The 23,876-nt window shown below is 72.1% G+C and carries 24 protein-coding genes and 1 tRNA gene; 14 read left to right on the forward strand and 11 right to left on the reverse strand.

Going from position 1 to position 23,876, the window contains the following annotated elements; all coding sequences use genetic code 11:
* Positions 1–182: 182 nt before the first annotated feature.
* On the reverse strand, positions 183–1,442 hold the full coding sequence (locus B0I33_RS14490) for an FhaA domain-containing protein (protein WP_106179273.1): 1,260 nt from the start codon (positions 1,440–1,442) through the stop codon (positions 183–185).
* Positions 1,443–1,571: 129 nt separating this feature from the next.
* On the opposite strand from B0I33_RS14490, the gene B0I33_RS14495 reads away from it, so the two are divergent.
* A tRNA-Leu gene (locus B0I33_RS14495) sits at positions 1,572–1,657 on the forward strand.
* A 196-nt stretch (positions 1,658–1,853) separates the two neighbouring features.
* Here the strand turns inward: B0I33_RS14495 and B0I33_RS14500 are convergent.
* Positions 1,854–2,237 (reverse strand): FKBP-type peptidyl-prolyl cis-trans isomerase, encoded by a 384-nt coding sequence (locus B0I33_RS14500; RefSeq protein ID WP_106179274.1) that lies wholly within the window; start codon positions 2,235–2,237, stop codon positions 1,854–1,856.
* Positions 2,238–2,366: 129 nt separating this feature from the next.
* Between B0I33_RS14500 and B0I33_RS14505 the strand changes: the two genes are divergently transcribed.
* The 3 genes from B0I33_RS14505 to B0I33_RS14515 all read left to right on the forward strand — a co-directional run bounded on the left by B0I33_RS14505 (position 2,367) and on the right by B0I33_RS14515 (position 6,098).
* Positions 2,367–5,090 carry a penicillin acylase family protein gene (locus B0I33_RS14505; protein WP_245900680.1) on the forward strand — a complete coding sequence of 908 codons (2,724 nt, stop codon included), beginning with the start codon at positions 2,367–2,369 and terminating at the stop codon, positions 5,088–5,090.
* 16 nt (positions 5,091–5,106) lie between these two features.
* Entirely contained in the window at positions 5,107–5,532 is a 426-nt protein-coding gene (locus B0I33_RS14510) for a putative immunity protein (protein ID WP_106179275.1), read from the forward strand.
* A gap of 134 nt (positions 5,533–5,666) precedes the next feature.
* The gene (locus tag B0I33_RS14515; protein ID WP_106179276.1) at positions 5,667–6,098 is read left to right on the forward strand and encodes a pyridoxamine 5'-phosphate oxidase family protein; all 432 of its coding nucleotides are present in this window, start codon (positions 5,667–5,669) and stop codon (positions 6,096–6,098) included.
* 2 nt (positions 6,099–6,100) lie between these two features.
* Here the strand turns inward: B0I33_RS14515 and B0I33_RS14520 are convergent, their stop codons facing one another.
* On the reverse strand, positions 6,101–6,661 hold the full coding sequence (locus B0I33_RS14520) for a helix-turn-helix domain-containing protein (RefSeq protein ID WP_106179277.1): 561 nt from the start codon (positions 6,659–6,661) through the stop codon (positions 6,101–6,103).
* A 29-nt stretch (positions 6,662–6,690) separates the two neighbouring features.
* Here B0I33_RS14520 and B0I33_RS14525 point away from each other — a divergent pair, with 29 nt between their 5' ends.
* From B0I33_RS14525 to B0I33_RS14540, 4 genes are all read left to right on the forward strand, one after another.
* Positions 6,691–7,395, forward strand: coding sequence for a B3/B4 domain-containing protein (locus tag B0I33_RS14525; protein ID WP_106179278.1), 705 nt, complete (start codon positions 6,691–6,693; stop codon positions 7,393–7,395).
* 65 nt (positions 7,396–7,460) lie between these two features.
* Complete coding sequence (locus B0I33_RS14530) at positions 7,461–8,444, forward strand: trans-sulfuration enzyme family protein (RefSeq protein ID WP_106179438.1); 984 nt, start codon at positions 7,461–7,463, stop codon at positions 8,442–8,444.
* Between the two features lie 160 nt (positions 8,445–8,604).
* Positions 8,605–9,819, forward strand: coding sequence for a thioester domain-containing protein (locus tag B0I33_RS14535; protein ID WP_106179279.1), 1,215 nt, complete (start codon positions 8,605–8,607; stop codon positions 9,817–9,819).
* 89 nt (positions 9,820–9,908) lie between these two features.
* Positions 9,909–11,291 (forward strand): amidase, encoded by a 1,383-nt coding sequence (locus B0I33_RS14540; protein ID WP_106179280.1) that lies wholly within the window; start codon positions 9,909–9,911, stop codon positions 11,289–11,291.
* On the opposite strand, the gene B0I33_RS14545 is transcribed toward B0I33_RS14540, so the two are convergent.
* From B0I33_RS14545 to B0I33_RS14560, 4 genes are read right to left on the reverse strand one after another with little or no spacing between them, the layout of a single operon-like run.
* Positions 11,288–12,304: an LLM class flavin-dependent oxidoreductase gene (locus tag B0I33_RS14545; RefSeq protein WP_106179281.1), complete on the reverse strand. Its 1,017-nt coding sequence runs from the start codon at positions 12,302–12,304 to the stop codon at positions 11,288–11,290. The genes B0I33_RS14540 and B0I33_RS14545 overlap by 4 nt on opposite strands.
* Positions 12,305–12,341: 37 nt before the next feature.
* Complete coding sequence (locus B0I33_RS14550; protein WP_106179282.1) at positions 12,342–12,527, reverse strand: hypothetical protein; 186 nt, start codon at positions 12,525–12,527, stop codon at positions 12,342–12,344.
* Between the two features lie 6 nt (positions 12,528–12,533).
* A complete protein-coding gene (locus tag B0I33_RS14555; protein ID WP_106179283.1) occupies positions 12,534–13,391 on the reverse strand; it encodes an HpcH/HpaI aldolase/citrate lyase family protein in 858 nt (285 codons plus the stop codon).
* Complete coding sequence (locus tag B0I33_RS14560; protein WP_106179284.1) at positions 13,388–14,461, reverse strand: HpcH/HpaI aldolase/citrate lyase family protein; 1,074 nt, start codon at positions 14,459–14,461, stop codon at positions 13,388–13,390. Before B0I33_RS14560 ends, B0I33_RS14555 begins: the two co-directional genes overlap by 4 nt.
* A 342-nt stretch (positions 14,462–14,803) precedes the next feature.
* Between B0I33_RS14560 and B0I33_RS14565 the strand changes: the two genes are divergently transcribed.
* Complete coding sequence (locus B0I33_RS14565) at positions 14,804–15,445, forward strand: hypothetical protein (RefSeq protein WP_106179285.1); 642 nt, start codon at positions 14,804–14,806, stop codon at positions 15,443–15,445.
* 19 nt (positions 15,446–15,464) lie between these two features.
* On the forward strand, positions 15,465–16,118 hold the full coding sequence (locus B0I33_RS14570) for an NAD(P)H-binding protein (RefSeq protein WP_106179286.1): 654 nt from the start codon (positions 15,465–15,467) through the stop codon (positions 16,116–16,118).
* Positions 16,119–16,125: 7 nt separating this feature from the next.
* Here the strand turns inward: B0I33_RS14570 and B0I33_RS14575 are convergent, their stop codons facing one another.
* Complete coding sequence (locus B0I33_RS14575) at positions 16,126–16,596, reverse strand: GNAT family N-acetyltransferase (RefSeq protein WP_106179287.1); 471 nt, start codon at positions 16,594–16,596, stop codon at positions 16,126–16,128.
* A 53-nt stretch (positions 16,597–16,649) separates the two neighbouring features.
* On the opposite strand from B0I33_RS14575, the gene B0I33_RS14580 reads away from it, so the two are divergent.
* Positions 16,650–17,237, forward strand: coding sequence for a TetR/AcrR family transcriptional regulator (locus B0I33_RS14580; protein ID WP_106179288.1), 588 nt, complete (start codon positions 16,650–16,652; stop codon positions 17,235–17,237).
* Between the two features lie 5 nt (positions 17,238–17,242).
* Here the strand turns inward: B0I33_RS14580 and B0I33_RS14585 are convergent, their stop codons facing one another.
* A complete protein-coding gene (locus tag B0I33_RS14585; protein ID WP_106179289.1) occupies positions 17,243–18,556 on the reverse strand; it encodes a D-arabinono-1,4-lactone oxidase in 1,314 nt (437 codons plus the stop codon).
* Positions 18,557–18,670: 114 nt separating this feature from the next.
* Between B0I33_RS14585 and B0I33_RS14590 the strand changes: the two genes are divergently transcribed.
* Positions 18,671–19,840 carry an amino acid deaminase/aldolase gene (locus B0I33_RS14590; protein WP_245900706.1) on the forward strand — a complete coding sequence of 390 codons (1,170 nt, stop codon included), beginning with the start codon at positions 18,671–18,673 and terminating at the stop codon, positions 19,838–19,840.
* Positions 19,841–19,855: 15 nt separating this feature from the next.
* Here B0I33_RS14590 and B0I33_RS14595 read toward each other — a convergent pair whose 3' ends face one another.
* A complete protein-coding gene (locus B0I33_RS14595; RefSeq protein WP_245900684.1) occupies positions 19,856–20,479 on the reverse strand; it encodes a TetR/AcrR family transcriptional regulator in 624 nt (207 codons plus the stop codon).
* A gap of 124 nt (positions 20,480–20,603) precedes the next feature.
* Between B0I33_RS14595 and B0I33_RS14600 the strand changes: the two genes are divergently transcribed.
* Complete coding sequence (locus tag B0I33_RS14600) at positions 20,604–21,923, forward strand: GH1 family beta-glucosidase (RefSeq protein WP_106179439.1); 1,320 nt, start codon at positions 20,604–20,606, stop codon at positions 21,921–21,923.
* Positions 21,910–23,175 (forward strand): MFS transporter, encoded by a 1,266-nt coding sequence (locus B0I33_RS14605; RefSeq protein WP_425440474.1) that lies wholly within the window; start codon positions 21,910–21,912, stop codon positions 23,173–23,175. Before B0I33_RS14600 ends, B0I33_RS14605 begins: the two co-directional genes overlap by 14 nt.
* Before the next feature lie 266 nt (positions 23,176–23,441).
* Here B0I33_RS14605 and B0I33_RS14610 read toward each other — a convergent pair whose 3' ends face one another.
* Entirely contained in the window at positions 23,442–23,870 is a 429-nt protein-coding gene (locus B0I33_RS14610) for a hypothetical protein (protein ID WP_106179292.1), read from the reverse strand.
* Positions 23,871–23,876: the final 6 nt, after the last annotated feature.

Genomic DNA, 23,876 nt, shown 5'->3' on the forward strand with positions numbered 1-23,876 from the left:
AGGGCCCCCGAACCCCGCCCTGGGCACACCACGGCTCCCCGCTCGGCCGCCATTATGCGCGACAGCCGCGTCAAGGCAGTGCGGGACGGCGGTTTTCGACACACGGCAGGGGCCGGCGCACCGCCATGCGGGTGCCGGTGCGCACGGATCATCCCGGCGTCCTGCCCGGTCGCCGGGTGCGGTCAGCCCTGCGTGCGGAACACCAGCGAGGAGTGACCCACCCTGATGACGTCACCGTCGGCGAGCTGCCAGGTCTGCACCGGCGTCCCGTTGACGGTCGTGCCGTTGGTCGAGCCGATGTCCGCGAGCGTCGCGCTCTGGCCGTCCCACGTGATCTCCAGGTGCCTGCGGGAGACCCCGGTGTCGGGCAGCCGGAAGTCGGCGTCCTGGCCGCGGCCGACCACGTTGCCACCCTGCTTCAACGTGTAGGACCGGTTCGAGCCGTCGTCGAGCTGGAGGGTCGCCTGCAGCTGCCTGCCCGCGCCGGGCGGCATCGGCGGGGCGCCGTACCCCTGCTGGGCGTACGGGTCCGGCGGCGGAGCCTGCGCCGGGTAGCCACCGGGAGGGCTCGGCGGAGCCGCGTAGCCCTGGTCGTAGCCGGGGGCCGGGGGCTGCCCGTAGGCGGGGTCGTAGCCGGGGGCGGGCGGCTGGCCGTAGCCCTGGTCGTAGCCCGGTGCCGGGGGCTGGCCATAGCCCTGGTCGTAGCCCGGTGCTGGGGGCTGCCCGTAGGCGGGGTCGTAGCCGGGGGCGGGCGGCTGGCCGTAGCCCTGGTCGTAGCCCGGTGCCGGGGGCTGGCCATAGCCCTGGTCGTAGCCGGGGGCAGGAGGCTGCCCGTAGGCGGGGTCGTAACCCGGGGCGGGCGGCTGCCCGTAACCCTGGTCGTAGCCGCCGGGCTGGCCATAGCCCTGGTCGTAACCGGGTTGGCCCTGTCCGTAGCCGTACTGGCCCTGCTGGCCGTACGGGTCACCCTGGTCGTATTGGCCGTAGCCGCCGGGCTGGCTCATTGGTCGGTCTCCTGCGTCGCTGGTTCTTGCTGACCGTGCCGCGCCCCGGGCGTCGCTTGCCCTGACATCCGGGTCGACGGTCGAGCGGGTCCTGAACTGTCCAGTATGCAGCGCCTCGTTGCGCTCGAGCGAGACTACGACGTCACCATAGGTGTCCCAACCGTGCTCGGCGAGATGTTCGGCCACCGCATTTGCGAGCAGCCGGGTGACGCGTTGCTCGTCGCCCGCCATCCGGTCGTGGTCCCCGGCCCCCAGCGACACGATGTAGTGATTGGGGGCGAGCAGCCGGCCACCGGCGAGCTCCCGAACGTTGTCCTCACTCTCCCGCTCCAGTGCCTGCGCCACTTCCTCCGTGACGACGTTGCCACCGAACATCCGCGCGAAGGTGTTGCCCACCAGGTTCTCGAGACGTCTGTCGAAGCGCTGGACACGGCCCACCTGGCAACCCCCTCCCTTCCACGCGTTGCTCCCGGATCCGATCGTATCTGGGTTCGGGGGTCAGAACACCGGGGCCGGTGAAAGCCGCTGGAGGCGCCTGCTACGCTGATCTCACTGTCGCGGTTACTCGGGCGAGTGGCGGAATGGCAGACGCGCACGGTTCAGGTCCGTGTGTCCGGAAGGACGTGAGGGTTCAACTCCCTCCTCGCCCACCAGCCTCAGCCGACGTGTGCTCGCGCGATGCGCTCGCCGCGTCGGCTGTTTGCATTTCCCGGGGGCGACCCCCCGGACCCCCACGGTGCGGGCTCCTCGTCTTGGCGGCGTGGTTGCGCTGGGCTTGGACCAGCGCGGGGCTCGTGAGTGGAAAACGTCGTTCTAACCACGTTCCTCACTCACGAGGGCGCTGGGTGGTCAGCTGAGGTCTACCAGGTCCACCACGAAGACCAGGGTCTCGTTCGGCTCGATGACGCCGCCCACGCCCTGTTCGCCATAAGCGAGATCCGGCGGAATCACCAGCCGCCGCCTGCCGCCGACCCGCATCCCCAGGACACCGCGGTCCCAGCCCGGGATCACGTGGCCCGCGCCCAGCGGGAAGCTCAGCGGCGCACCGCGGTTCCACGACGCGTCGAACTCCGCCCCCGTCGAGTACGCGACCCCGACGTAGTGGACGTGCACCGTCCGGCCCGGCTGGGCCTCCTGTCCCTCGCCGACCGTGATGTCGGACACCTGTAGTTCGACGGGCGGCGCACCCTCGGGCACGTCGACCCTCGGCCTCTGCGGTGGCTGTGCGGTCATGGTCGGTCACCGTACCGGGGCGTCACCCTCCGTCTTCAGTCGTGCTCCTACCGGGCGAGAAAACGCGAAAAGTCTTCAGAATGTGAAGTTCTGGTGAGTAGCGTGCTCTTCGTCACGTCGGAAGGGGTCATGACCATGCGCACACGGCAGGGCACGCTCGGCATCCTCACCGGGGTCACCGCCGTCACAGCAGCCTTCACGCTCGCCGCGAGCCTGCTCACGGTTCCGCAGGCGCGGGCGGAGGAACCCGTGATCGAGGACCACTGCGTCGGCCAGTGTTCCGACATCCTGCCGCCGGGGCAGAACGGCAACGCCACACTCGCCGACATCCTCGCCCACCGCGCGCTCGGCACCCGGCCCGCGCACTCGGCCGACCAGCTCGGCGAGTACGCCGCACTGGAGACCGGCTACCGCGGGCTGACCACCGACACGATCAACGAGTTCTTCAACGACGCCTCGTTCGGCGTGCCCGAGGACGAGGTGACCAGCCGCACCCGGCCCCGCGAAGACGTGACGATCCTCCGCGACCGGCTCGGCGTGCCGCACATCTACGGGACCACCCGCGAGGGCACCGAGTTCGGCGCCGGGTACGCCGCCGCGCAGGACCGGCTGTGGCTGATGGACGTGCTGCGGCACGTCGGGCGGGGGCAGCTCACCCCGTTCGCGGGCGGCGCGGAGGGCAACCGCTCGCTCGAACAGCAGTTCTTCAGCGCGGCGCCCTACACCGAGGAGGAGCTGCGGCAGCAGATCGACCGTGTCGCGAATTCGGGCCCGCGCGGTGCGCGGGGGTTCGCCGACGCGCAGGCCTACCTCGAGGGCATCAACGCCTACATCCGCGACGCGCACCGCGGCCGCTACTTCCCCGGCGAGTACGTCCTCACCGGGCACGTCGACGCGATCACCAACCGGGGCGAGATCGAGCCGTTCCGGCTGACCGACCTCGTGGTCATCGCCTCGGTGATCGGCGCCCAGTTCGGCGCGGGCGGCGGTGGCGAGGTCGAGGCCGCCATCGCGAAGCTGGCCATCCAGGAACGCTATGGCCTCGAGCGCGGTGAGGAGATCTGGCGCAGCATGCGGGAGGAGGACGACCCGGAAACCGTGCGCACCCTGCACGACGGGCAGAGCTTCCCGTACGGCAAGGCGCCTGCCGACCCGCAGGGGGTCGCGATGCCGGATCCCGGCTCGGTCACGCGGCAGCGGCTCGTCTTCGATCCGGAGGGGTCGGCGGAGAGCGCCGACGTTCCCGCGGCCACCGTGCGACACGGCATGTCCAACGCGCTCGTCGTGTCGGGCAGGCACACCGAGAGCGGCAACCCGGTCGCCGTGTTCGGCCCGCAGACCGGGTACTTCGCCCCGCAGCTGCTCATGCTGCAGGAGCTGCAGGGGCCCGGCATCAGCGCGCGCGGCGCCTCGTTCGCGGGCCTCAGCATGTACGTCCTGCTCGGCAGGGGCCAGGACTACGCGTGGAGCGCCACCACGTCGGCGCAGGACGTGATCGACACCTACGCCGTGGAACTCTGCGAGCCGAGCGGGGCGCCCGCGACGAAGGAGTCGAACGCGTACCGGTTCCGCGGCGAGTGCGTCCCGATGGAGGTCGTCGAGCGCCGCAACTCGTGGCGCCCGACGGTCGCGGACGGCACGCCTGCCGGCTCGTACACGCTCCGCAGCTACCGCACCGCGTACGGGCCGGTGACCCACCGGGCGACGATCGAAGGGAAGCCGGTGGCCTATGCCGCGCTGCGCTCCAGCTTCCTGCACGAGGTGGACTCGCTGATCGGCTTCCAGCTGTTCAACGACCCCGGAGCCATCCGCTCGGCGCGGGACTTCCAGCACGCGGCCCACGAGGTCAACTTCACCTTCAACTGGTTCTACGTGGACGCCGACGACGCCGCGTACTTCAACTCGGGGGACAACCCGGTGCGGCCGTCCACGATGGACCCGAGCCTGCCCGTACACGCGGGCCTCGACTGGCAGGGCTGGAACCCGGACGGCAACACGGCCGACTACACACCGTTCGAGCAGCACCCGAACTCGGTCAACCAGGACTACTACATCAGCTGGAACAACGCGCTGGCGGAGGACTACGCGGCGGCGGGCTACGAGAAGTCCGCGGTACACCGCGGTGACCTGCTCGACCGCAGAGTCCGCGAGTTCGTCGCCGACGGCACTCCGGTGACCAGGGGCAACCTGACCAGGGCGATGGCCGAGGCCGGCCTGGCCGACCTGCGGGCCGAGCGCGTGCTCCCGGTGCTGCTGCGGGTGCTGGACACCGCACCCGTCACCGACCCGGCCGCCGCGGCGGCGATCGAGAAGCTGCGGGCGTGGCTGGCCGACGGCGGCCTGCGCACCCAGACCCGGGCGGGGAGCCGGACGTACCGGCACGCCGACGCGATCCGGATCATGGACGCGTGGTGGCCGCTGCTCGTGCGCGCGCAGTTCGAGCCGGGCCTCGGCGGCGCGGCGTTCACCGCGATGACCCGCGTGCTGAAGGTGGACGAGGCACCGTCCGGAGTGGACCATCGCGGGTCGGCGTACCAGGCGGGCTGGTGGGGCTACGTGCACAAGGACCTGCGTGCCGTGCTCGGAGAGCCGGTGGCGGGCCCGCTCGGCGACACGTTCTGCGGTGGCGGCGACCTCGCGGCGTGCCGGCAGGTGCTCGTGGACACCGTGCGGCAGGCGGCCGCGCAACCGGCGAGCGAGGTCTACCCTGGCGACGAGCACTGCTCGGCCGGGGACCAGTGGTGCGCCGACTCGATCGTGCACCAGCCGCTCGGCGGCATCACGCACCGCAAGATCGGCACCCAGAACCGGCCGACGTATCAGCAGGTCGTGGAGTTCGCCTCGCGGCGATGACGGCGGAGGACGCTCGATGGAGCTCAGCGAGGAAGACCACCGGGCGGTGGCCTGCTGGGCGGCCGACTGCGCCGAGCACGTCCTGCCGTACTTCGTGGAGGAGCGGCCCGCCGATGACCGGCCGCGCCGGGCGGTCGAGGCCGGCCGGGCGTGGGCACGCGGGGAGCTGGCGATCACCGAGGCGCGGGCGGCGTCGTTCGCCGCGCACGCGGCCGCGCGGGACTGCGAGGTGGCCGCCGCCCGCGCCGCCGCCAGGTCGGCGGGTCACGCGGTGGCCACGGCACACGTGCCCACACATGCACCGCATGCGGCGGTCTACGCCGTCGCCGCGGCCACGCACGCCGCGGGGCCCACCGACACCGACGCGGCGGCCGAGGCCGAACGCGAGTGGCAGTACGCCCGCCTGCCCGAGCACCTGCGCCCGGTGGCCTTCCCGGGCTAGCGGCGGACAGCTGGCTCGGCCCAGCTCGGAGGTGGTGGCGCACCGTCCACGAAGCGCGGACCAGCCCACCACGGCGGGAGCGGACGGTTTCCCAGCCTGTGGACCGTCCTCCTCGGCCGTGTTCAATCGGCCTCATGAACACCGGCACGAACCCGCTGACCACCCAGGACCTCGAGTTCCTCCGCCGCCCCCCCCTGCACGGGTTCCTCTCGGTGGCCGCGGGGCCACTCCCGCCACAGCCGCGCCCGGTGTGGTTCGAGGTCACTGCCGAGGGCACGATCCAGCTGTTCACGGACCCGGACTCGCGCAAGGTGCGGCGCCTGCGCCGCGACCCCCGCGCCTCGCTGGTCGTCGCCGCGCCAGTGGGTGAACGCGAGCGCTGGCTGTCGGTCGCCGGTCACACCACGGTGGAACGTGACGGTGCGCAGGACCTGTGCGCCCGCCTCGCCGCTCGCTACTGGGACCTGGACGACCCGGCCCGCGCCGACGAGTTCGCCGCGATGCTGGCCGCGGACCTGGTCCGGCTCGTCATCCACCCGGAGACGGTCGGTCGCTACTCGAACTGACCTCAGCTCGACGGCGGTACCACGACGCCGACGAACTCGGCGGCCACCCGGCCGGCGTTGGCGTAGGCATGCGGCTCGTCCGCGGTCATCCGGGCCGACGCCCCCGAGGGCACGACCACTTCCTGGCCGCCGACGGTCAGCGTGAGTTCCCCGGTGTAGACGTGCAGGAGCTCGCGGGTGCCCGCGGCGTGCGGTTCGCTGTCGTGCCGCTCGCCCGGTTCGAGCCGCCAGTGCCACAGCTCGACGGGCGTGGGGGAGTCGGTGCCGTCGAGCAGCCGTCCGGTACCGCCCGAGGGGCCCTCCCACAACAGCGACGTCCGGTCCGTCACCCGGACCGCGGGCTCCTCGCCGCCTTCGAGCAGTGCGGTGAGGGACACCCCGAGTGCGTCGCTGATCCGGATGAGCGTCGCCAGATTGGGATTGCCACGGCCCTGCTCGACGGCGACCACGACGCCCTTGCTCAGCCCGGCGCGGGCGGCGAGCGCGTCCAGGGTCCACTGCCGCCGGGTCCGCTGGGCACGGATGTTGCGTGCGAGGCGGGCCAGGGTCTCCGTGTCCGACAACGGACCTCCTAGTCGTTACAATGAACCATATGGTGCATCCAAATGACTACGGCGCTACTCTCGACGGTATCCGGCTGGATCCGGCAGTGGCCGCCCTCAGGCCGGACTTCGCCGTTCTCGTGATCGTGGCGGACGGACTGCGTGGAGGGCCGAGCGACGCGCGGACGGAGCGGCTGCTCGCCGAAGCCGGGCGGACCGTCGAACACCAGGCGCCGGAGCCACACGTCGAGGCGTGGCGGGAGGCCTACCGCGCCTTCGGTGCCAAACCGAGCCGCACCAGGAACTCGCTGGAGGCGCTGTTGCGGCGGGGCGCCGGGCTGCCTTCGGTCAACCGGCTGGTCGACATCTACAACGCCGTGTCGGTCCGGTACCGGTTGCCCGTCGGAGGAGAGGACCTCGACTCCTACGTAGGCTCGCCGAGGCTGGTGCGTGCCGCCGGGGGCGAGCCGTTCGACACCGTCTCCGGCGGCACCCCGGTCACCGAGCACGCCGATCCGGGCGAGGTCGTGTGGCGGGACGACGCCGGAGTGACGTGCCGCCGGTGGAACCACCGGCAGTGCGTGCGGACGCGGCTGCACGAGGACAGCCGCCGAGGGCTGTTCCTGCTCGAACGGCTCGATCCGATGCCGCTCGCCGACCTGCGCGCGGCCGGTGACGAGCTGATCCGGCTGCTCGACCCGGCGACCGTGGCCACGCGGCTCATCGCCGCCGAGAAGACTGTGGAGGTGTCGTGAACGGCAACTGGTCCCCGCGCACGCTCGCGATCGTCGCGGGCAGGCCCACCGGCGAGGGTGAGCCGATGAACCCGCCGATCGTGCCGGCGAGCACCCTCGGACTCGACTACTCCCGGGAGGAGGGCACGCCCACCTGGGCGGCGCTGGAGACCGCCATCGGTGAGCTGGAGGGAGGCACCGCGACGGCGTTCGCCTCGGGAATCGGCGCGGTGTCCGCGGTGCTCGACCTGGTGCCGGTCGGCGGTGTGGTCGTCGTGCCGAGCGACAGCTACGCGGGCACGCGCGCGCTGTTCGACCACGCCGAGCGGGCGGGCCGGATCGGGTTGCGGCGGCTCGCGCCGGGTGACACCGCGGCGTGGCAGGCCGCAGCCGGTGCGGCGCGGCTGCTCTGGCTGGAGTCGCCGACCAACCCGAGCCTGGAGCCGATGGATGTCGCCGCCGTGACGCGGGCCGCCGCCGCGGCGCCGGAGCGACCGCTGGTGGCCGTGGACAACACGTTCGCGACACCGCTGGGAGCCCAGCCGCTCGCCCACGGCGCCGACATCGTCGTGCACAGCGCCACCAAGATGATCGGCGGGCACAGCGACCTCCTGCTCGGGCTCACGGTGACCGCCGACGAGCGGCTCGCGGGCTCGTTGCGCGACGCGCGGGCCCGGGGTGGCGCCACGCCGGGCGCGCTGGAGGCCTGGCTCGCCCTGCGGGGCCTGCGCACGCTGCCCGTCCGTTATGCCGAAGCCTCCCGCACGGCGGCCCTGCTCGCCGAGCGGCTCGCGGCGCACCCGGCGGTGACCCGGGTGCGGTATCCGGGCGCGGGGGCGATGGTCGCGTTCGAGCTCGCCGACGCGGCGGCCGCGGACCGGATGTGCGGGCTGCTGCGGCTGATCCGGCACGCCACGAGCCTCGGCGGGGTGGAGAGCTCGATCGAGCGGAGGGCGGCCCGGCCGGGGGACGCGCACGTCGCCGCTGGTCTGCTTCGGTTCAGTGTCGGGCTGGAAGATCCGGACGACCTGTGGGCCGACCTGGAGCGGGCGCTCGGTTCCGTTGTCTGATGTCACCAACAATTTGTGAAACCGTTGGCTCGAAGGGTGTAACAAATACCTGATTGGGTGGCTGGTGTAAGCCAATTATCTGCCGTGTGTATGCTCCGCCCTCACTGGAAAGTGTGATCTTCACTCGAATTGGGTCCGAAGAGCTGGGGTTAGGAGACTCATGCGTAAGAGATCGGTTCTCACCCGCGCCGGTGCTGCCGTGGTCGGTGCCTCGCTCGCCGTGCTGGGGGCCGCCCTACCGGCGTCCGCCGACGAGCCGAACGACGCCAAGGGCACGGTCCTGAAGTCGAAGCAGGACATCAAGGGCTACGCCGCGAACGTCAACGGCATGTCGGACACGCCGACCTCGCTGATCGGCCTGAAGCTGGACCAGGGCAACACGCTGCGCATGTACTGCGTGCAGATCGAGGTCAACATCCGCCGCGGCGGCACGATGATCGAGACGCCCTGGGACCAGTACCCGGACCAGGGTTCCCCGTTCCACAAGAACCGCGACAAGATCAACTGGGTGCTGCAGCACGGATATCCGGCCGTCGACACCGCGGCGCTCGCGGAGACGCTCGGCGCCGACTCTCTCCACGACGGACTGTCCAAGAAGGAAGCCATCACCGGCACGCAGGCCGCCATCTGGCACTTCAGTGACGGTAAGGACCTGAACCGGCCCAATGCGTCGTCCGGGAACGACGAAGCCGACAAGGACGTGCTCGCCCTCTACGACTACCTGACGGGCGAGGAGAACAAGGGTGTCGGCGAGCCCGCGCCGACGCTCGAACTGGCGCCGGAGAGCCTGACCGGTGAGGCCGGATCGCGGATCGGCCCGTTCACCGTCTCGACGACCGGCAAGGTCTCCGAGCTGAAGAAAAACCTGCCGGAGGGCACCACGCTCACCGACGCCGACGGCAACGAGCTGTCCACCGAGGACATCGCCGACGGCAGCGAGATCTACGTCGACGTTCCCGCCGAGGCGGCGAAGGGCGACGGCACCTTCGAGATCACCGCGACCGGTCACGTCAACACGGGCCGGCTGTTCGTTGGCGAGAACTACGCCGAAAAGGAGGCGCAGTCGCTGATCGTGGCGCAGTCCGAGAAGGTCACCCTGACCGCGCAGGCCGGTGCCGAGTGGGAGGCCGCCCCGGTCACCACGGCCCCGCCGGAGGAGACCACCAGCACGACGCCGCCCACGTCGTCCACGACGTCCTCGCAGCCCGCGCCCGCGCCCTCGACCACCGAGACGCCGGTCGCGCCGCAGTCCAATGAGGACGACCTCGCCCAGACGGGTTTCTCGGCCCTGACGCCGCTGCTCATCGGCGCCGGGCTCGTGGTGGCCGGTGCCGGGGCACTGCTGCTCCAGCGCCGCCGCAAGAACACCGCCTGATGACCGCCTGACCGCCGACGGCCCGGGTCGTGAGTGGCAACCGTTGTTCTCACCTCGGTTTTCACTCACGACCCGGGTACAACGGTTCCATGAGCGATCTGGCCGAACTCTCCGCCCTCGAACTGATCGACGAGTACCGGGCGGGCACGGTGTCCCCGGTCGAGGTGACCGAGGCCGTACTCGCCAGGATCGACGCCCGCGAACCGGTGTTGCGGGCGCTCTACGCTGCGGATCCGGACGCCGCCCGCGCGGCGGCACGCGCCGCGGAGCAGCGGTGGCGCGCGGGTGAACCGCTGGGCCCCGTCGACGGCGTGCCGCTGACGTTGAAGGAGAACATCGCGACACAGGGCACGCCCGTCCCGCTCGGCACGGCCGCGACGGAACTGGTGCCCGCCGCCGAGGACGCGCCCGCCGCCGCCCGGCTGCGGGAATCCGGCGGCGTGCTGCTCGCCAAGACGACCATGCCGGACTACGGCATGCTCACCTCGGGCCTGTCCAGCTTCCACCCGGCCACCCGCAACCCGTGGGACACCGCGCGCACGCCGGGCGGCTCCAGCGCGGGCGCCGCCGCGGCCGCGGCCGCCGGGTACGGGCCACTGCACGTGGGCACGGACATCGGCGGCTCGGTCCGGCTGCCCGCGGCGTGGTGCGGGCTCGTCGGACTGAAGCCGAGCTTCGGCCGGGTGCCGGTCTTCCCGCCGTACCCGGGCCGCGTCGCGGGTCCGCTCACGCGGACCGTCGCCGATGCCGCGCTGCTCATGGAGGTCATCTGCCGGGCGGACCCGCGGGACCACCTCTGCCTGCCGCCCGCCGAGTTGCCGTGGCGGGACCTCGACCGCGACCCCGCTGGCCTGCGGGTCGGTCTGCACCTCGACGCGGGTGTCGGCCTGCCGGTCGAGCCGGAGATCCGGGCCGCCGTCGAGGACGCCGCCCGCCGGTTCGAGTCGGCCGGGGCCACGGTGGAACCGGTCGAACCGTTCCTCACCCGGGAGATGCTCGACGGTCTCGACCGCTTCTGGCGGACCCGGTTCGTCGTCGAGGCCGGGAAGCTGCCCGCGCAGCGGCGGGACCGGATCCTGCCGTACATCGCCCGGTGGGTCGAGGGCGGCGCGGGACTGTCCGGGGAGGACGTCTACCGGGGATACGCGCAGATCGACGCCATGACCGTGGCCGCGCTCGCCGCCACCGGCGACCTCGACGTCGTGCTCTCGCCGGTGTGCCCGGTTTCCGCGTCGCCGTTTGACTGGGCCTCCCCGCTGAACGACCCGGAACGGCCGTTCGAGCACATCGCGTTCACCGTGCCGTACAACATGTCCGGCCAGCCCTCGGTGTCGGTCAACTGCGGCTACACCAGCGAGGGCCAGCCGATCGGGCTGCAGCTCACCGGCCGCCGGTTCGACGACGTCGGCGTGCTGCGGGCGGCGGCCGCCTTCGAGCGGATGCGGCCCGCCCAGCGGCCCTGGCCCGCCTAGAGCCGCGCCCCGCGCTCGCCGAGCGCCAGCCGGGCGAGCCGCGTGTACGAGTCGAGCATCTCCGCGCGGTCGTAGGTGCTCATCGTGATCAGCAGCTCGTCGGCGCCGGTGCTCGCCACGAGCCGGTCCAGCGCGGGCGCCACCTCGTCGGGTGTGCCGTACAGCTGGCCGCGCAGTGCCTGTTCGAGCAGCTCAGCCTCGCGGCCGGACGGTTCGGGCACCGCCGAGGGCGGGCGCAACGGCGGGAAGACGCCGCGCGTCCGGGACTCGACCATCGACCACGCCTCGGGCAGCAACAGCGCCCTGGCGCGTTCGGTGGTCTCGGCGACCGCGACGGCACTGGAGACGACTACGTACGGGCACGGCCACAACGGAGAGGGCCGGAACTCGCGCCGGTACCGCTCGACGCGTTCGGCTGTCGCCGCCGTCCCGCCGACCGGGGCCAGGACGAGCGCCAGCCCCAGCTCGGCGGCGAGCCGCGCGCCCGCACCGGTGGCCAGCACGAACGCGGGCACGCGCAGGCCCTCGGCGGGGAAGCCGTGTACGCCGGGATGGGCAGGTTGCTCCCCGGTGAAGTACCCGAGCAGCTCCCGCACCTGCTCGCCGAACCGCTCGGCGTCCGCCTTGCCGTGGCCCAGCGCCGCCCGCACGCCCCCGGTGAAACCCACCGAGCGCCCCAGCCCCATGTCGATCCGCCCGGGAAACAGCGCCTCCAGGGTGCCGAACTGCTCGGCGACCACCAGCGGTTGATGGTTGGGCAGCATCACCCCACCGGTGCCGACCCGGATCCGGTCCGTCGCCCCGGCGATCGCGGCGGCGAGCACGGTCGGCGCCGAACCCGCGACCCCGGGCACGCTGTGGTGTTCCGACACCCAGAAGCGGTGGTAACCGAGTTCCTCCGCCTGCCGCGCGAAGCGGACGGTGTCGCGGACGGCCTCGGCCGTGTCCTGCCCCCGCCGCGTGCTCGACCGGTCGAGGATCGACAGCGGCACACCGGGCCCGCCTGTGCTCATGCCCGGTACAACGCGAGCGCGGACCCGGCATTCCGGATCAGTCACCGGGATGAGCCAGCAGCCGCCTGCCGAAGGTGCGCCAGGCGAGTGCGGTCACGGCCGCCATCACCGCCCCGGCGGCCCAGAACGGGGCGGTGATGCCGAACGCGTCGGCGATCGGCCCGCTCACGAGGCTGCCGACCGCCGCACCGCCGATGCCGAACAACCCGTACGCGCTGTTCACCCGCCGCTAGCCCTTCCCGACGGCCTCCGCGAGCGACAGGATGCGCCGCGCGTTGTCCACGTGCAGGTTCTCGATCATCCGACCGTCCACGGTGACCACGCCACGGCCCTCGCTCCGTGCCTGCTCGAACGCCTCGATCACCGTGCGCGCCTGCGCGATCTCCTCGTCCGACGGCGCGAAAACGCGGTTGCACGGCTCGATCTGTCCCGGGTGGATGAGCGTCTTGCCGTCGAAGCCGTACTCGCGGCCCTGCCTGCACTCGGCCTCGAAGCCCTCGAGGTCCCGCACGTCGTTGTAGACGCCGTCCAGGATCACCTTGCCGGTCGCCCTGGCGGCGAGCAGGCACAGCGAGAGACCGCCGAGCAGCGGCCCCCTGCCGGGCACGAACTCGGCGTGCAGTTCCTTCGCGAGATCGTTGGTGCCCATGACGAGCACGGTGAGCCGGTCGCTCGCCGCGGCGATCTCCTCCGCGTGCAGCATCGCCACCGGCGTCTCGACCATCGCCCAGATCTTCGTGTGCTCCGGTGCGCCGCCGAGTTCCAGCGCGCGCTCGATGTTGTGCACCTGGCGCGCGGAGTTCACCTTCGGCACCACGACGGCGGCGGGACCGGCCTGTGCGGCGGCCCGCAGGTCAGCGTCGTGCCACTCGGTGTCGAGGCCGTTGACGCGGATCGTCACCTCACGCGACCCGTAGTCGCCCGCCGCCGCGGCGGCGCAGACCCGTTCGCGCGCGGCCGCCTTGGCGTCCGGGGCCACGGCGTCCTCGAGGTCGAGGATCAACGCGTCGGCGGGCAGCGTCTTGGCCTTCTCCAGGGCCCGCTCGCTCGAGCCGGGCAGGTACAGGACCGATCTGCGCGGCCTCATGAGCCCAGCGCCTCCTTCGTCGCCGCGTCGTACGCCTCGGCCAGCTCGGGATCGCGCGCGGCGAGCGCGTCCGCGAGCTCGGCCACCACGCGGCACTGCTTCACCGACGCGTCGTCCTGCATCTTCCCGTCGATCATCACCGCGCCCGTGCCGTCGCCCATCGCGTCGATCACCCTGCGCGCCCAGGCCACGTCGGCCGGGTCGGGCGAGAAGACCTTCTTCGCGATGTCGATCTGCACCGGGTGCAGGCTCCACGCCCCGACGCAGCCGAGCAGGAAGGCGTTGCGGAACTGGTCCTCGCAGCCCACGACGTCGCGGATGTCCCCAAACGGGCCGTAGTAGGGGAGGATGCCGTGCATCGCGCACGCGTCCACCATGCGCGCGACGGTGTAGTGCCAGAGGTCCTGCTGGTAGGTGGTGCGGCCCTCGGTGAGCTCCTCGCCGACCGGATCGGTCCGCACCAGGTAGCCGGGGTGGCCGCCGCCGACGCGGGTGGTCTTCATCCGGCGGCTCGCGGCGAGGTCCGCGGGGCCGAGCGAGATGCCCTGCATGCGCGGGCTCGCTCCGGCGATCTCCTCGACGTTGGCGACCCCGCTCGCCGTCTCCAGGATCGCGTGCACCAGCAGCGGCCTGGTGAGGCCGGCCCGCGCCTCCAGCTGGGCGAGCAGCCGGTCGACGTAGTGGATGTCCCGCGCGCCCTCGACCTTCGGAATCATGATCACGTCGAGCTTGTCGCCGATCTCGGTCACCAGCGTGATCAGGTCGTCGAGGACCCACGGCGAATCCAGGCTGTTGACCCGGGTCCACAGCTGGGTCCGGCCGAAGTCGGTGGCCTTGGCGATGCGCACCAGCCCCCCACGGGCGGCTTCCTTGCGGTCCGCCCTGACGGCGTCCTCCAGGTTGCCGAGGAGCACGTCGACCTTCTTCGCGAGCTCCGGTGCCTTCGCGACCATCTTCTCGTTGCTCGGATCGAAGAAATGGATCATCCTCGACGGCAACGTGGGGATCTGCCTGACCGGCTCCGGTGCCCCCACGGCGAGGGGCGCGAAGAAGTCCTTCGGCGAGCGCATCGGTCCTCCAACACTGGCGGTTACTCGGCCGTGACCTTAACGTGCGGGGGTACGGCACCGCTGCGGTGAACGTCACCCGGCGGATGCCCTGTTCGGCGGGGGTGCACGGACCGTTCGCCCCGACATCACCCGTCCGGCGGCACGGTCGGACCGAAGTCCGTTGACCGCCTACCGACCGGTCACCGACCGTTCGGCGCCGCCGATCGCAGCCGAGGTCACTACCCGCAGACCAGCGGTGTTCCGAGCTGGTACCCAGTTCATGTGCCGTTTTTCGCAAGCGGCGCCGCACAAGGACTGTGACTCGCATTCGATTCGCAGACACAGCAGAAGGAGGCGGACTTCGTGGCGGTAACACCTGGGCAGACCGCGGTGACGAGCGGTTCCAACGACACCCGGTCGCTCCCCAGTCGCGTCGTCCCGCCGATCGAGCTGCCGGCGAGCGAGGAACAGCTGGCGAGGGAGGCCGCGGCGCAGCTCGGCTGGGACGGCGTCGTGCTGCCGAGGATGACGTTGTTCGGCCGCCGGGTCTTCGTCGTCGCCCGCCTGCGTACCGAGGCGCACGCGGAGCGGATCGCGATGGGCGTGGCCCCGGTCACCGACCGGGCGACCGTGTCCACCTGGACGTGGCCCGAGCTGGCGGCCACCGCACCGGCCGCCGCCGCCGAGATCGTGGGGGTGCTGGCCGTGGCCCGCCACTGGCGCACCGGGATGGCGTCCACCGTCCCGTTCGCCCGCTACGGCGACGCGGCCATGGTCCTGCCCGCCTCCGCGACGATGAGCCACGACTACGTCGACAACTGCCTGCCGCGGGCCCGGATCTACGGGCTGGCCGTCGTGTCGGCCGACGAGGACGCCGTGGTGAACCTCGACCTGGCCGGACGGGGCGAGCGAATGACGGTCGGCGAGGACGCCGTGTCCCGCTGGGTCAACGAGATGGTCTACGAGCAGCTGCTGGCGGCGGAGGTGCCAGCCGGGGCCGAGTGACCTCGGTAGGGTTGGCCACATGCGTGTGGTGATTGCCGGTGGCCACGGAAAGATCGCGTCGCACCTGCAGCGGATGCTCGCCGCGAACGGCGATCAGGCGGTGGGCATCATCCGTGACGCCGGTCAGTCGGCGGGCCTGCGCGACCTGAGCGCCGAGCCGGTGGTCCTCGACCTCGAGCTGGCGGAGACCGACGAGGTGGCCGAGGTGCTCGCCGGCGCCGATGCCGCGGTCTTCGCCGCCGGGGCTGGCCCCGGCAGTGGCGTGGCCCGCAAGGACACAGTGGACCGAGGGGCGGCCGTGCTGTTCGCCGAGGCCGCCGAGCAGGCAGGTGTCCGGCGGTTCGTGCAGATCAGCTCGATGGGGGCCGGGCACGAGATCGACGAGGCGCGGGTCGGCGAGGTGTTCGCCGCCTACCTCCGGGCGAAGGCCGCCGCCGAGCAGGACCTGCGTGAACGGGACCTCGACTGGACGATCCTGCGTCCCGGGCGGCTGACCGACGAGCCCGGCACCGGACTGGTGCACCTCGCCGACAGCGTGCCGCGAGCCGACGTGCCCCGGGAGGACGTCGCCGCCGTGCTGGTGGAGCTGCTGGCCGACGCCGTGACGGCGGGGCGCACGCTGGAGCTGACCTCCGGCAACACGCCCATCGAGGAAGCCGTCTCCCGCCTGTAGTGTCCACTCACGACGGTTGCGGGGTGAGGTCACGGGCGAAACAGCGGGAGAGTGGCTCGCCCCGGTACGGGCCGAAGTTGTCGATCGCCCGGTAGCCCTCCCGCTCGTAGAACCGGATCGCGTCCGGCTGCGCGGGGCCGGTCTCCAGCTTCACCGTGCGGACACCGAGCCGCCACGCGTGCCGTTCCAGTTCGCGCAGCACCGCCACCGCCACCCCGGAGCCGCGCGCGTCCGGCACCACGTACATCCGCTTGATCTCGGCCGTCTCCGGTCCCAGCAGCCGGAGCGCGCCGCATCCGACGGCCCGGCCGGTGCCGTCCCTGGCGACGAGGAACACGGCGATGTCCCCCGCCGACGGCCGGGCGCCGGGCTCATGGTCGTCGCTGCCGTAGCGCGCGTCGAGTTCGGCCCGTTGCGCCGCGCGCAGCCGCTCGCCGTCGGCGGAGTCCCACTCCTCGGTTCGCACGTCGATGTCCATGCGCCTCCTTCGTAACAAATGTTACCGTAACAGATGTTACGAAAGGTGGTCGCATGGCACGCACAGCGGACCGGGTCGCCCAGGCCGAGCGGATCTCGCAGGCGGTGTGGCGGATCATGGCCTCCTCCGGACCGCAGGGCCTCACGCTGCGCGCGGTCGCCGCGGAGGCGGGGTGCACGACCGGGCTGGTGCTGCACCGCTTCCCGGACAAGCGGGCACTGCTCGTCCATGCCCGCGACCTGCTGCACGAGCGGACGGGCCGGACGATGGACCGGCTCGAAGCCGGGGCCGAGCCACCCGGCCGGGTGCTGCGGTCGGTGCTGGTGCTTGCCGCGTCGCTCGATCCGGACAAGCGGCAGGAGGCCCGCGTGTGGCTCGGCTACCTCGCCGCGGCCCTCGCCGACGAGGAGCTGGCGGCCAGGCACACCACGGCGAACCGGTCGTTCCTCGCGCGCGTCGCGCGGCTGGTGGCGCGAACGCGCCCGGACTGGTCCGCGGACGCGGTGTCCACCGTCGCGACGGCGCTGGTCGCGCTGGTGGAGGGCGTCAACACCCTCGCCGTCGCCGATCCCGAGACCTACTCCGCCGAGGTCCAGGAAGCCGTACTCGACCGCACGCTCGCGTCCTACGGACTGTCCTGAGCCACTCATGACATCCCGGCCGCGCCGAGTACGCGGTCGAGGTAGGCGTTGCGGAAGACGCTGTTCGGGTCCACCTCGGCGCGGACCCGGAGGAAGTCGTCGAACCTCGGGTACCGCTCGCGCAGCGCGGCGGCGTCGAGCGGGTGCAGTTTGCCCCAGTGCGGCCGCCCGCCGACCGACCCGGCGATGTCGGCGAACGCCGCGAAGTACTGCCGGTACGGCATGCCGACGTACTGGTGCACGGCGATGTAGGCCGAGTCGCGCCCGTACGCGGTCGACAGCCACACGTCATCGGCGGCGGCCACCCTGACCTCGACCGGGAACGCCACGGGGCACTCCAGCTTCGGCACCAGCGCCCGCAGCTCGGCCAGCACGCCGGGCAGTGCCTCCCTCGGCACGGCGAACTCCGACTCGACGAACCGCACGGACCTCCGCGTCGCGAACACCCGGTGCGAGGTGTCGGAGTACCGGCGCTCGGACAGCGCGCCGGAAGCGACCCGGCCGAGGGTGGGGACCAGTCGCGGCACGGTCCGGCCGAGGCGGCACAGCGCGCCGAACGCGACGTTCTCGGCGAGCGTGTAGTCGACGAACTCGCGCACGGCGGACAGCGGCCGCGCGGTCGTGCCCGCCGGCTGCCGGTTGTTCCGCTTGACGAGTGCGTTGCGGCCATAGGGGAACCAGTAGAACTCGAAGTGGTCGTTGGCCGCGGCCAGCTCGTCGAACCCGTCGAGCACCTCGGCCAGCGGGCGCGGGCCCTCCTCGGCCGCCAGCACGAACGCCGGTTCGCAGCGCAGCGTCACCGTGCTCAGCACGCCCAGCGCGCCCAGCCCGACCCTGGCCGCCGCGAACAGCTCCGGCCGCAGCTCCTCCGAGCAGGTGACCACGGTGCCGTCGGCGAGCACGATCTCCAGTGCGGCGACCTGCGTGGCCAGGCCGCCGAGGCGCGCGCCCGTGCCGTGCGTTCCGGTGGAGATCGCCCCCGCGATCGTCTGCGCGTCGATGTCTCCGAGGTTCGTCATGGCCAGCCCGAGCACGTCGAGTTCGGCGTTGAGGGCCCGCAGGGTGGTGCCCGACCGCACGGTGACGAGCCCGGTCACGGTGTCCGCGGCGACGATCCCGGTCCACTGCGAGAGGTCGATCGCGTCCGACTCCGCCACGCCGATCCCGGTGAACGAGTGCCCGCTGCCGAGTGCGCGGACCGTTCGCTCCTCGACCGCGGCGCCGGCCACCACCTGAGCGATCTCCGCGGTGCTGCGCGGCCGGTGCACGCGCAGCGGTGTCGCGGTCTCGGTACCGGACCAGTTGGTCCACGTTCCCACGGCTGCTCCCCCGCTCGTCCCTCGTGCGACCGAAAGTGAGCACACGATAAGTGAATGCTATTCGCGTTTCAATCGTCGTTGCCGTACCGTACTGCTGTGACCTCCCTGAACGCGATGACGTACGACGTGGCGACGAAGGATCTCGACCCGCCGCTCGCCATCGTCGACCTCGCTGCGTTCGACGCGAACGCCGCTGATCTCGTGCGCAGGGCGGGCGGCGTCCCGCTGCGCGTCGTGAGCAAGTCGGTGCGGTGCCGGGCCCTGCTGGAACGCGTGCTCGCGCGGCCCGGCTTCTCCGGAGTGCTCGCGTACTCGCTCGCCGAGGCGCTGTGGCTGTTCCACCACGGCACGAGCGACGACATCGTCATCGCCTACCCGACCGTCGACCATGAGGCCCTGCGCGCGCTCGCCGCCGACCCTGGCGCTCGTGCCGCGATCACGCTGATGGTGGACTCCACCGAGCACCTCGACGTGGTCGACGACGCGCTCGGTCCCGGCCACCCGGACGTCCGGGTGTGCCTGGAGCTCGACGCGAGCTGGCGGCCGCTGCCTGGCGTCCACATCGGGACCCGCAGGTCCCCGGTGTTCACCCCGCGCCAGGCCGGTGCGCTGGCCAGGACCATCGTCGCGCGACCGGGGTTCCGCCTGGTGGGAATGATGGCCTACGAGGGGCAGATCGCCGGTGTTCCCGACGCCGAGGGGGGCGTGCGGGACCGGCTCGTGCGGCTGGTGCAGCGTCGCTCCGCCGCCGAGCTGGCCCGGCGCAGGGCGGCGGCGGTCGCCGAGGTCAGGGCGGTGACCGAGCTGGAGTTCGTCAACGGGGGCGGCACCGGAAGCATCGAGTCCACCCGGGCGGACGGTGCCGTGACCGAGATCGCCGCCGGGTCCGGCCTGCTCGGACCGCGGCTGTTCGCCGGGTACTCGCGGTTCTCCCCGCGGCCTGCGGCGCTGTTCGCGTTGCCCGTGGTGCACCGGCCCGCCCGCGGCATCGTGACCCTGTTCTCGGGCGGGTTCGTCGCGTCGGGCCAGCCGGGACCGTCCCGGTTGCCGTGCCCGCACCTGCCCTCGGGCCTGCGGCTGCTGCGGGTCGAGGGCGCGGGCGAGGTGCAGACGCCGGTCGCGGGGCGGGCCGCCCGTTCCCTGCGTCTCGGCGACCGGGTGTGGTTCCGGCACGCCAAGGCGGGCGAGCTGGCGGAGCGGTTCACCGAGTACCACCTGGTCAGCGGTGATCGCATCGAGCGCACGGTGCCGACCTACCGCGGTGAGGGCCGGTCGTTCGGCTGATCCGCCGGAGCGGGGCTACTCGCCGAGCCTGCTGGCCAGGTAGCCCTTGATGAGGAACTTCGTCTCGGCGACGACCTCGGGGTCGCCCTGCGGGTCGCGGCGGAACGCGAGGTTCAGCAGCCCGTCGGCGGCCTGGACCGCGATCGAGATCGGCAGGGCGACCTGCTCGGCCGAGAGGTCGAGCCTGCTGGTGATGAGCTGGGTGAGCGAGTCGGCGATGACCCGGTTGTTGTCCCGCCGGTCGTCGAGCAGCCGCACGTCCACGACATCGCCGAAGTGCACCTTCGAGAACCCGGGCACCTCGCGGTGCATCCGCAGGTAGATGTCGAGCAGCGAGTCGACCACGTCCCACCAGTGCTGGTGGTCGACGCCGCCGAGCCGTTCGCCGACGGCGGCCATGAACCGTTCGAGGTTGCGCTGCGTCAGTGCCTGCACGACCGCCCGCTTGTCCGGGAAGAACTGGTACAGCGAGCCCACGGCGACGCCTGCGCGCTTGGCGATGAGGGTGGTGGTGACCGCCTCGTAGCCCATCTCCTGGATGAGCTCGGCGGTGGCGTCGAGCATCCGCTCGACCCGCTTCGCGCTGCGCTGCTGGACGGGCTGGCGCCGCAGCGGGGTCGCGGTCCGGTTCTCTGACAACGTCGTGCTCCTTGCTGTGCAGGTCAGCGACTTTATCGTGTCGATGACCTTCTCCTCGGTCGAGTGACCGCCTAACATGTGAGAACTATTCACATTAACTGCCCGGCGAGGGGAGAAAGTGCTGGTGGACAGCCTGCAGTTCCCGCCCGGCTTCCGCTGGGGAGTCGCGACATCCGCGTTTCAGATCGAGGGCGCCACCCGAGCGGGTGGTCGCGGGCCGTCCATCTGGGACACCTTCACCGCCACCCCGGGCCGGGTCGCGGGCGGCGCGCACGCCGATGTCGCCACCGACCACTTCCACCGCTACGCCGAGGACGTCCGGCTGATGGCCGACCTCGGCGTCGACGAGTACCGGTTCTCCTTCGCCTGGCCACGGATCCAGCCCACCGGCAAGGGCATCCCGAACGGCGACGGCCTCGCCTTCTACGACCGGTTGCTCGACGAGCTCCATGCCGCGGGGATCGAACCCGTGGGCACGCTGTACCACTGGGACCTGCCGCAACCGCTCGAGGACGCGGGCGGCTGGCTGGCCAGGGACACCGCGGCACGCTTCGCCGAGTACGCGGCGATCCTCGCCGAGCGCTTCGCCGACCGCGTCGCCAGGTGGATCCCGCTCAACGAACCCATGGTCACCACCGTCTACGGCTACGCGATCGGCGAGTACGCGCCGGGCAAGGCGCTCCTGCTCGGTGCGTTGCCCACCGCCCACTTCCAGCACCTCGCCCACGGGCTCGCGGTACGGGCCCTGCGCGCGGCGGGCGCGCGGTGCGTCGGCACGGCCAACCACCACAGCCCCGTCTGGCCCGCGACCGAGGCCGACCGGCCCGCCGCCGACCGGCTCGACGCGCTGGTCAACCGCCTCTATGCCGATCCCGTGCTGCTCGGCAGCTACCCCGACGAGTTCACCGAGCACCTGCCCGCGGGTTTCGCCGACGACCTGCCCACCATCGCCGAGCCGCTCGACTTCTACGGCGTCAACTACTACGAGCCGCAGGTGGCCGCCAGCCCAGGAGCGGGCAACCCGCTACCGTTCGAGCTCCGGCCGGTCGAGGGCCACCCGATGACCGGGAACGGTTCGCCGATCGTCCCGGACGGGCTGCGTGAACTGCTCGTCTCGCTCCGCGAGCGGTACGGCGCGGCGCTGCCACCCGTGTACATCACCGAGAACGGCTGCGGCTTCGCCGACGAGGTCGCGCCGGACGGCGGGGTGCACGACCACGCACGCATCGACTTCCTCGCCACCCACCTGCGCGCGCTGCGGGAGGCGCTGGACGCCGGGGCCGACGTGCGGGGCTACTACGTGTGGTCGCTGCTGGACAACTTCGAGTGGTCGAAGGGGTACGCGCCCCGCTTCGGTCTCGTGCACGTGGACTACGCGACGCTGCGCCGCACGCCCAAGGATTCCTACCACTGGTTCCGGGACGTGCTCCGTGCTCAGGCCTGAGGTGCTCGACGTGCCGGAGCTGCCCGCCGCGCTGGCCGAACCGGTGGTTCCCGTCCGTGCGGGCTGGACCGGCCTGCTCTTCGCCGCCAACCTCGGGCTCTGGCTGGCGATCTACGCCCCGATCCAGGTGCTGCTGCCGCGTCAGGCGGCCCTGCTCGACGCGGCGGACAAGGAGGCGGTGTTCGGCATCGTGACCGGGTTCGGCGCCCTCGCCGCCCTCGTCGCCAACCCGGTGATCGGGCTCCTCTCCGACCGCACGTGTTCCCGTTTCGGCCGCCGTCACCCGTGGACGGTCGCCGGCGCGCTCGCCGGTGCGAGCGGGCTCGCCGTGCTGGCGCGCGCGGAGAACGTCGTGGTCATGGGCGTGGGCTGGTGCCTGGTGCAGGCCGGGCTCGGCGGCATGCTGGCGGCGCTGACGGCCGCGTTGCCCGACCGCGTTCCCGTGCGACAGCGGGCGCGGGTGGGCGGGTTCGTCGGTATCAGTCAGATGCTGGGCACGGTGCTCGGGGCGGTCGTGGTGACCTTGCTGGTCACCAGCCTGCCCGGCGGTTACCTCGCCTGCGCGGTCGCCGTGCTGCTCGGGGCGGCGCTGTTCGTGGTCCGTACGCCGGACGAGCCGCTGCCGGTCGCGTTCCGCCCCTCGGCTCCGCTGCGGCGACTGGCCGCCGGCCTGTGGGTGTCACCCCGGCGGCATCCGGACTTCGCCTGGGCATGGGGCTGCCACTTCCTTGTCGGGCTGGGCAACGCCCTGGGCACGTTGTACCTGTTGTTCTTCCTCACCGACGCCGTGCGGCATCCGGATCCGGAGACCGCGCTGCTCGTGCTGATGGCGCTCTACGGCGTCGCGCTCACGGCAGGCGCGCTCGGCGCGGGCAGGCTGTCCGACTCCTCGGGCGTGCGCAGGCCGTACGTGCTCGTCTCCTGCGGGCTGATGGCCGCCGCCGCGCTGCTGCTGGTGGGCTGGCAGACCTGGCCCGCCGCGCTCGCGGCGGCGCCACTGCTCGGGCTGGGCTTCGGCATGTACTGGGCGGTCGCGCTGGCGATCCTCACGCAGGTGCTGCCCGCCGCGTCGAGCCGGGGCAAGGACCTCGGGCTGGTGAACATCGCGAACACGCTGCCGCAGGTGGTGGCTCCGTTGGTGGCCGCCGTGCTGCTGGCGAGCCTGGGCGGTTACCCCGGGCTGTTCGCGGCGTCGGCCGTGGCGACGCTGTCTGCCGGGCTGCTGATGAGCCGCGTGCGCGGGGTGCGGTGATGGGGACCGCGGACCGGTGCCGGTCGGGGGAGGGGGAGTGCAACGGCACCGGCCCGCGGGGTATCGGGGCCGCATCGTGGGCGGGGGTGTCCACGCTCGCTTCTGTAGTTGTGCGGCGCGCTAGCGGTGATCAACATAACGGCGGATTACTCCGCTCGCTAGGGGTTGAGTCACATTTTTTCGATTAATCGGGGTCGGGGTGGGGCCGACGACCGGCTCATCACGCTCGGGGGTACGCATGAGCCGGCCGCCGGCGATCGTGGCCACTACCGGACGGGGGCTCCGGCAATGGCACCCCGCGCAGCAGGCGGGGGGACCAGGGCATGCTTGCCTGCCTGCTGCTGGGGGACCGGTTGGGCCGGGGCCGCCTGGGCAGGGGCCGCACGGCGACGTCCCAGCCGCCTGGTGCTCTGCTGGGGCGCCAGACCTCCGGCGACCAGGTGCTCGTGCGCGACCTGCCACACCGAGCACGGGGCCTTGCACTTGTGCCACCGGGTGGAGCAGGTGGGGCAGTCACCACGTTCGTCGGGCTCGTGGGCCTTGAGCATGGCCCGCCAGCCCTCGGTCAGGCGGGGCAGCTCGGAGCGCGCCACGGAGACCACCGATGTGTCGTCCGCACGTTCCGCGAGGTCGGAAAGCATGTCGAGGCGTTCCCACACCGCGTTGCGGAGCACCTGTCCGAGGATCTGATCCACCTGGAA

The sequence above is a fragment of the Prauserella shujinwangii genome (assembly GCF_003001955.1).
GTDB classification, from domain to species: Bacteria; Actinomycetota; Actinomycetes; order Mycobacteriales; family Pseudonocardiaceae; genus Qaidamihabitans; species Qaidamihabitans shujinwangii.

Excerpts from the sequence above, each read along its gene's own strand:
- B0I33_RS14500 (WP_106179274.1), bottom strand. The coding sequence starts at position 2,237 with ATGACCGCACAGCCACCGCAGAGGCCGAGGGTCGACGTGCCCGAGGGT.
- B0I33_RS14505 (WP_245900680.1), top strand. The coding sequence starts at position 2,367 with ATGACCATGCGCACACGGCAGGGCACGCTCGGCATCCTCACCGGGGTC.
- B0I33_RS14510 (WP_106179275.1), top strand. The coding sequence starts at position 5,107 with ATGGAGCTCAGCGAGGAAGACCACCGGGCGGTGGCCTGCTGGGCGGCC.
- B0I33_RS14515 (WP_106179276.1), top strand. The coding sequence starts at position 5,667 with ATGAACACCGGCACGAACCCGCTGACCACCCAGGACCTCGAGTTCCTC.
- B0I33_RS14525 (WP_106179278.1), top strand. The coding sequence starts at position 6,691 with ATGGTGCATCCAAATGACTACGGCGCTACTCTCGACGGTATCCGGCTG.
- B0I33_RS14530 (WP_106179438.1), top strand. The coding sequence starts at position 7,461 with ATGAACCCGCCGATCGTGCCGGCGAGCACCCTCGGACTCGACTACTCC.
- B0I33_RS14535 (WP_106179279.1), top strand. The coding sequence starts at position 8,605 with ATGCGTAAGAGATCGGTTCTCACCCGCGCCGGTGCTGCCGTGGTCGGT.
- B0I33_RS14540 (WP_106179280.1), top strand. The coding sequence starts at position 9,909 with ATGAGCGATCTGGCCGAACTCTCCGCCCTCGAACTGATCGACGAGTAC.
- B0I33_RS14545 (WP_106179281.1), bottom strand. The coding sequence starts at position 12,304 with ATGAGCACAGGCGGGCCCGGTGTGCCGCTGTCGATCCTCGACCGGTCG.
- B0I33_RS14555 (WP_106179283.1), bottom strand. The coding sequence starts at position 13,391 with ATGAGGCCGCGCAGATCGGTCCTGTACCTGCCCGGCTCGAGCGAGCGG.
- B0I33_RS14560 (WP_106179284.1), bottom strand. The coding sequence starts at position 14,461 with ATGCGCTCGCCGAAGGACTTCTTCGCGCCCCTCGCCGTGGGGGCACCG.
- B0I33_RS14570 (WP_106179286.1), top strand. The coding sequence starts at position 15,465 with ATGCGTGTGGTGATTGCCGGTGGCCACGGAAAGATCGCGTCGCACCTG.
- B0I33_RS14575 (WP_106179287.1), bottom strand. The coding sequence starts at position 16,596 with ATGGACATCGACGTGCGAACCGAGGAGTGGGACTCCGCCGACGGCGAG.
- B0I33_RS14580 (WP_106179288.1), top strand. The coding sequence starts at position 16,650 with ATGGCACGCACAGCGGACCGGGTCGCCCAGGCCGAGCGGATCTCGCAG.
- B0I33_RS14590 (WP_245900706.1), top strand. The coding sequence starts at position 18,671 with ATGACGTACGACGTGGCGACGAAGGATCTCGACCCGCCGCTCGCCATC.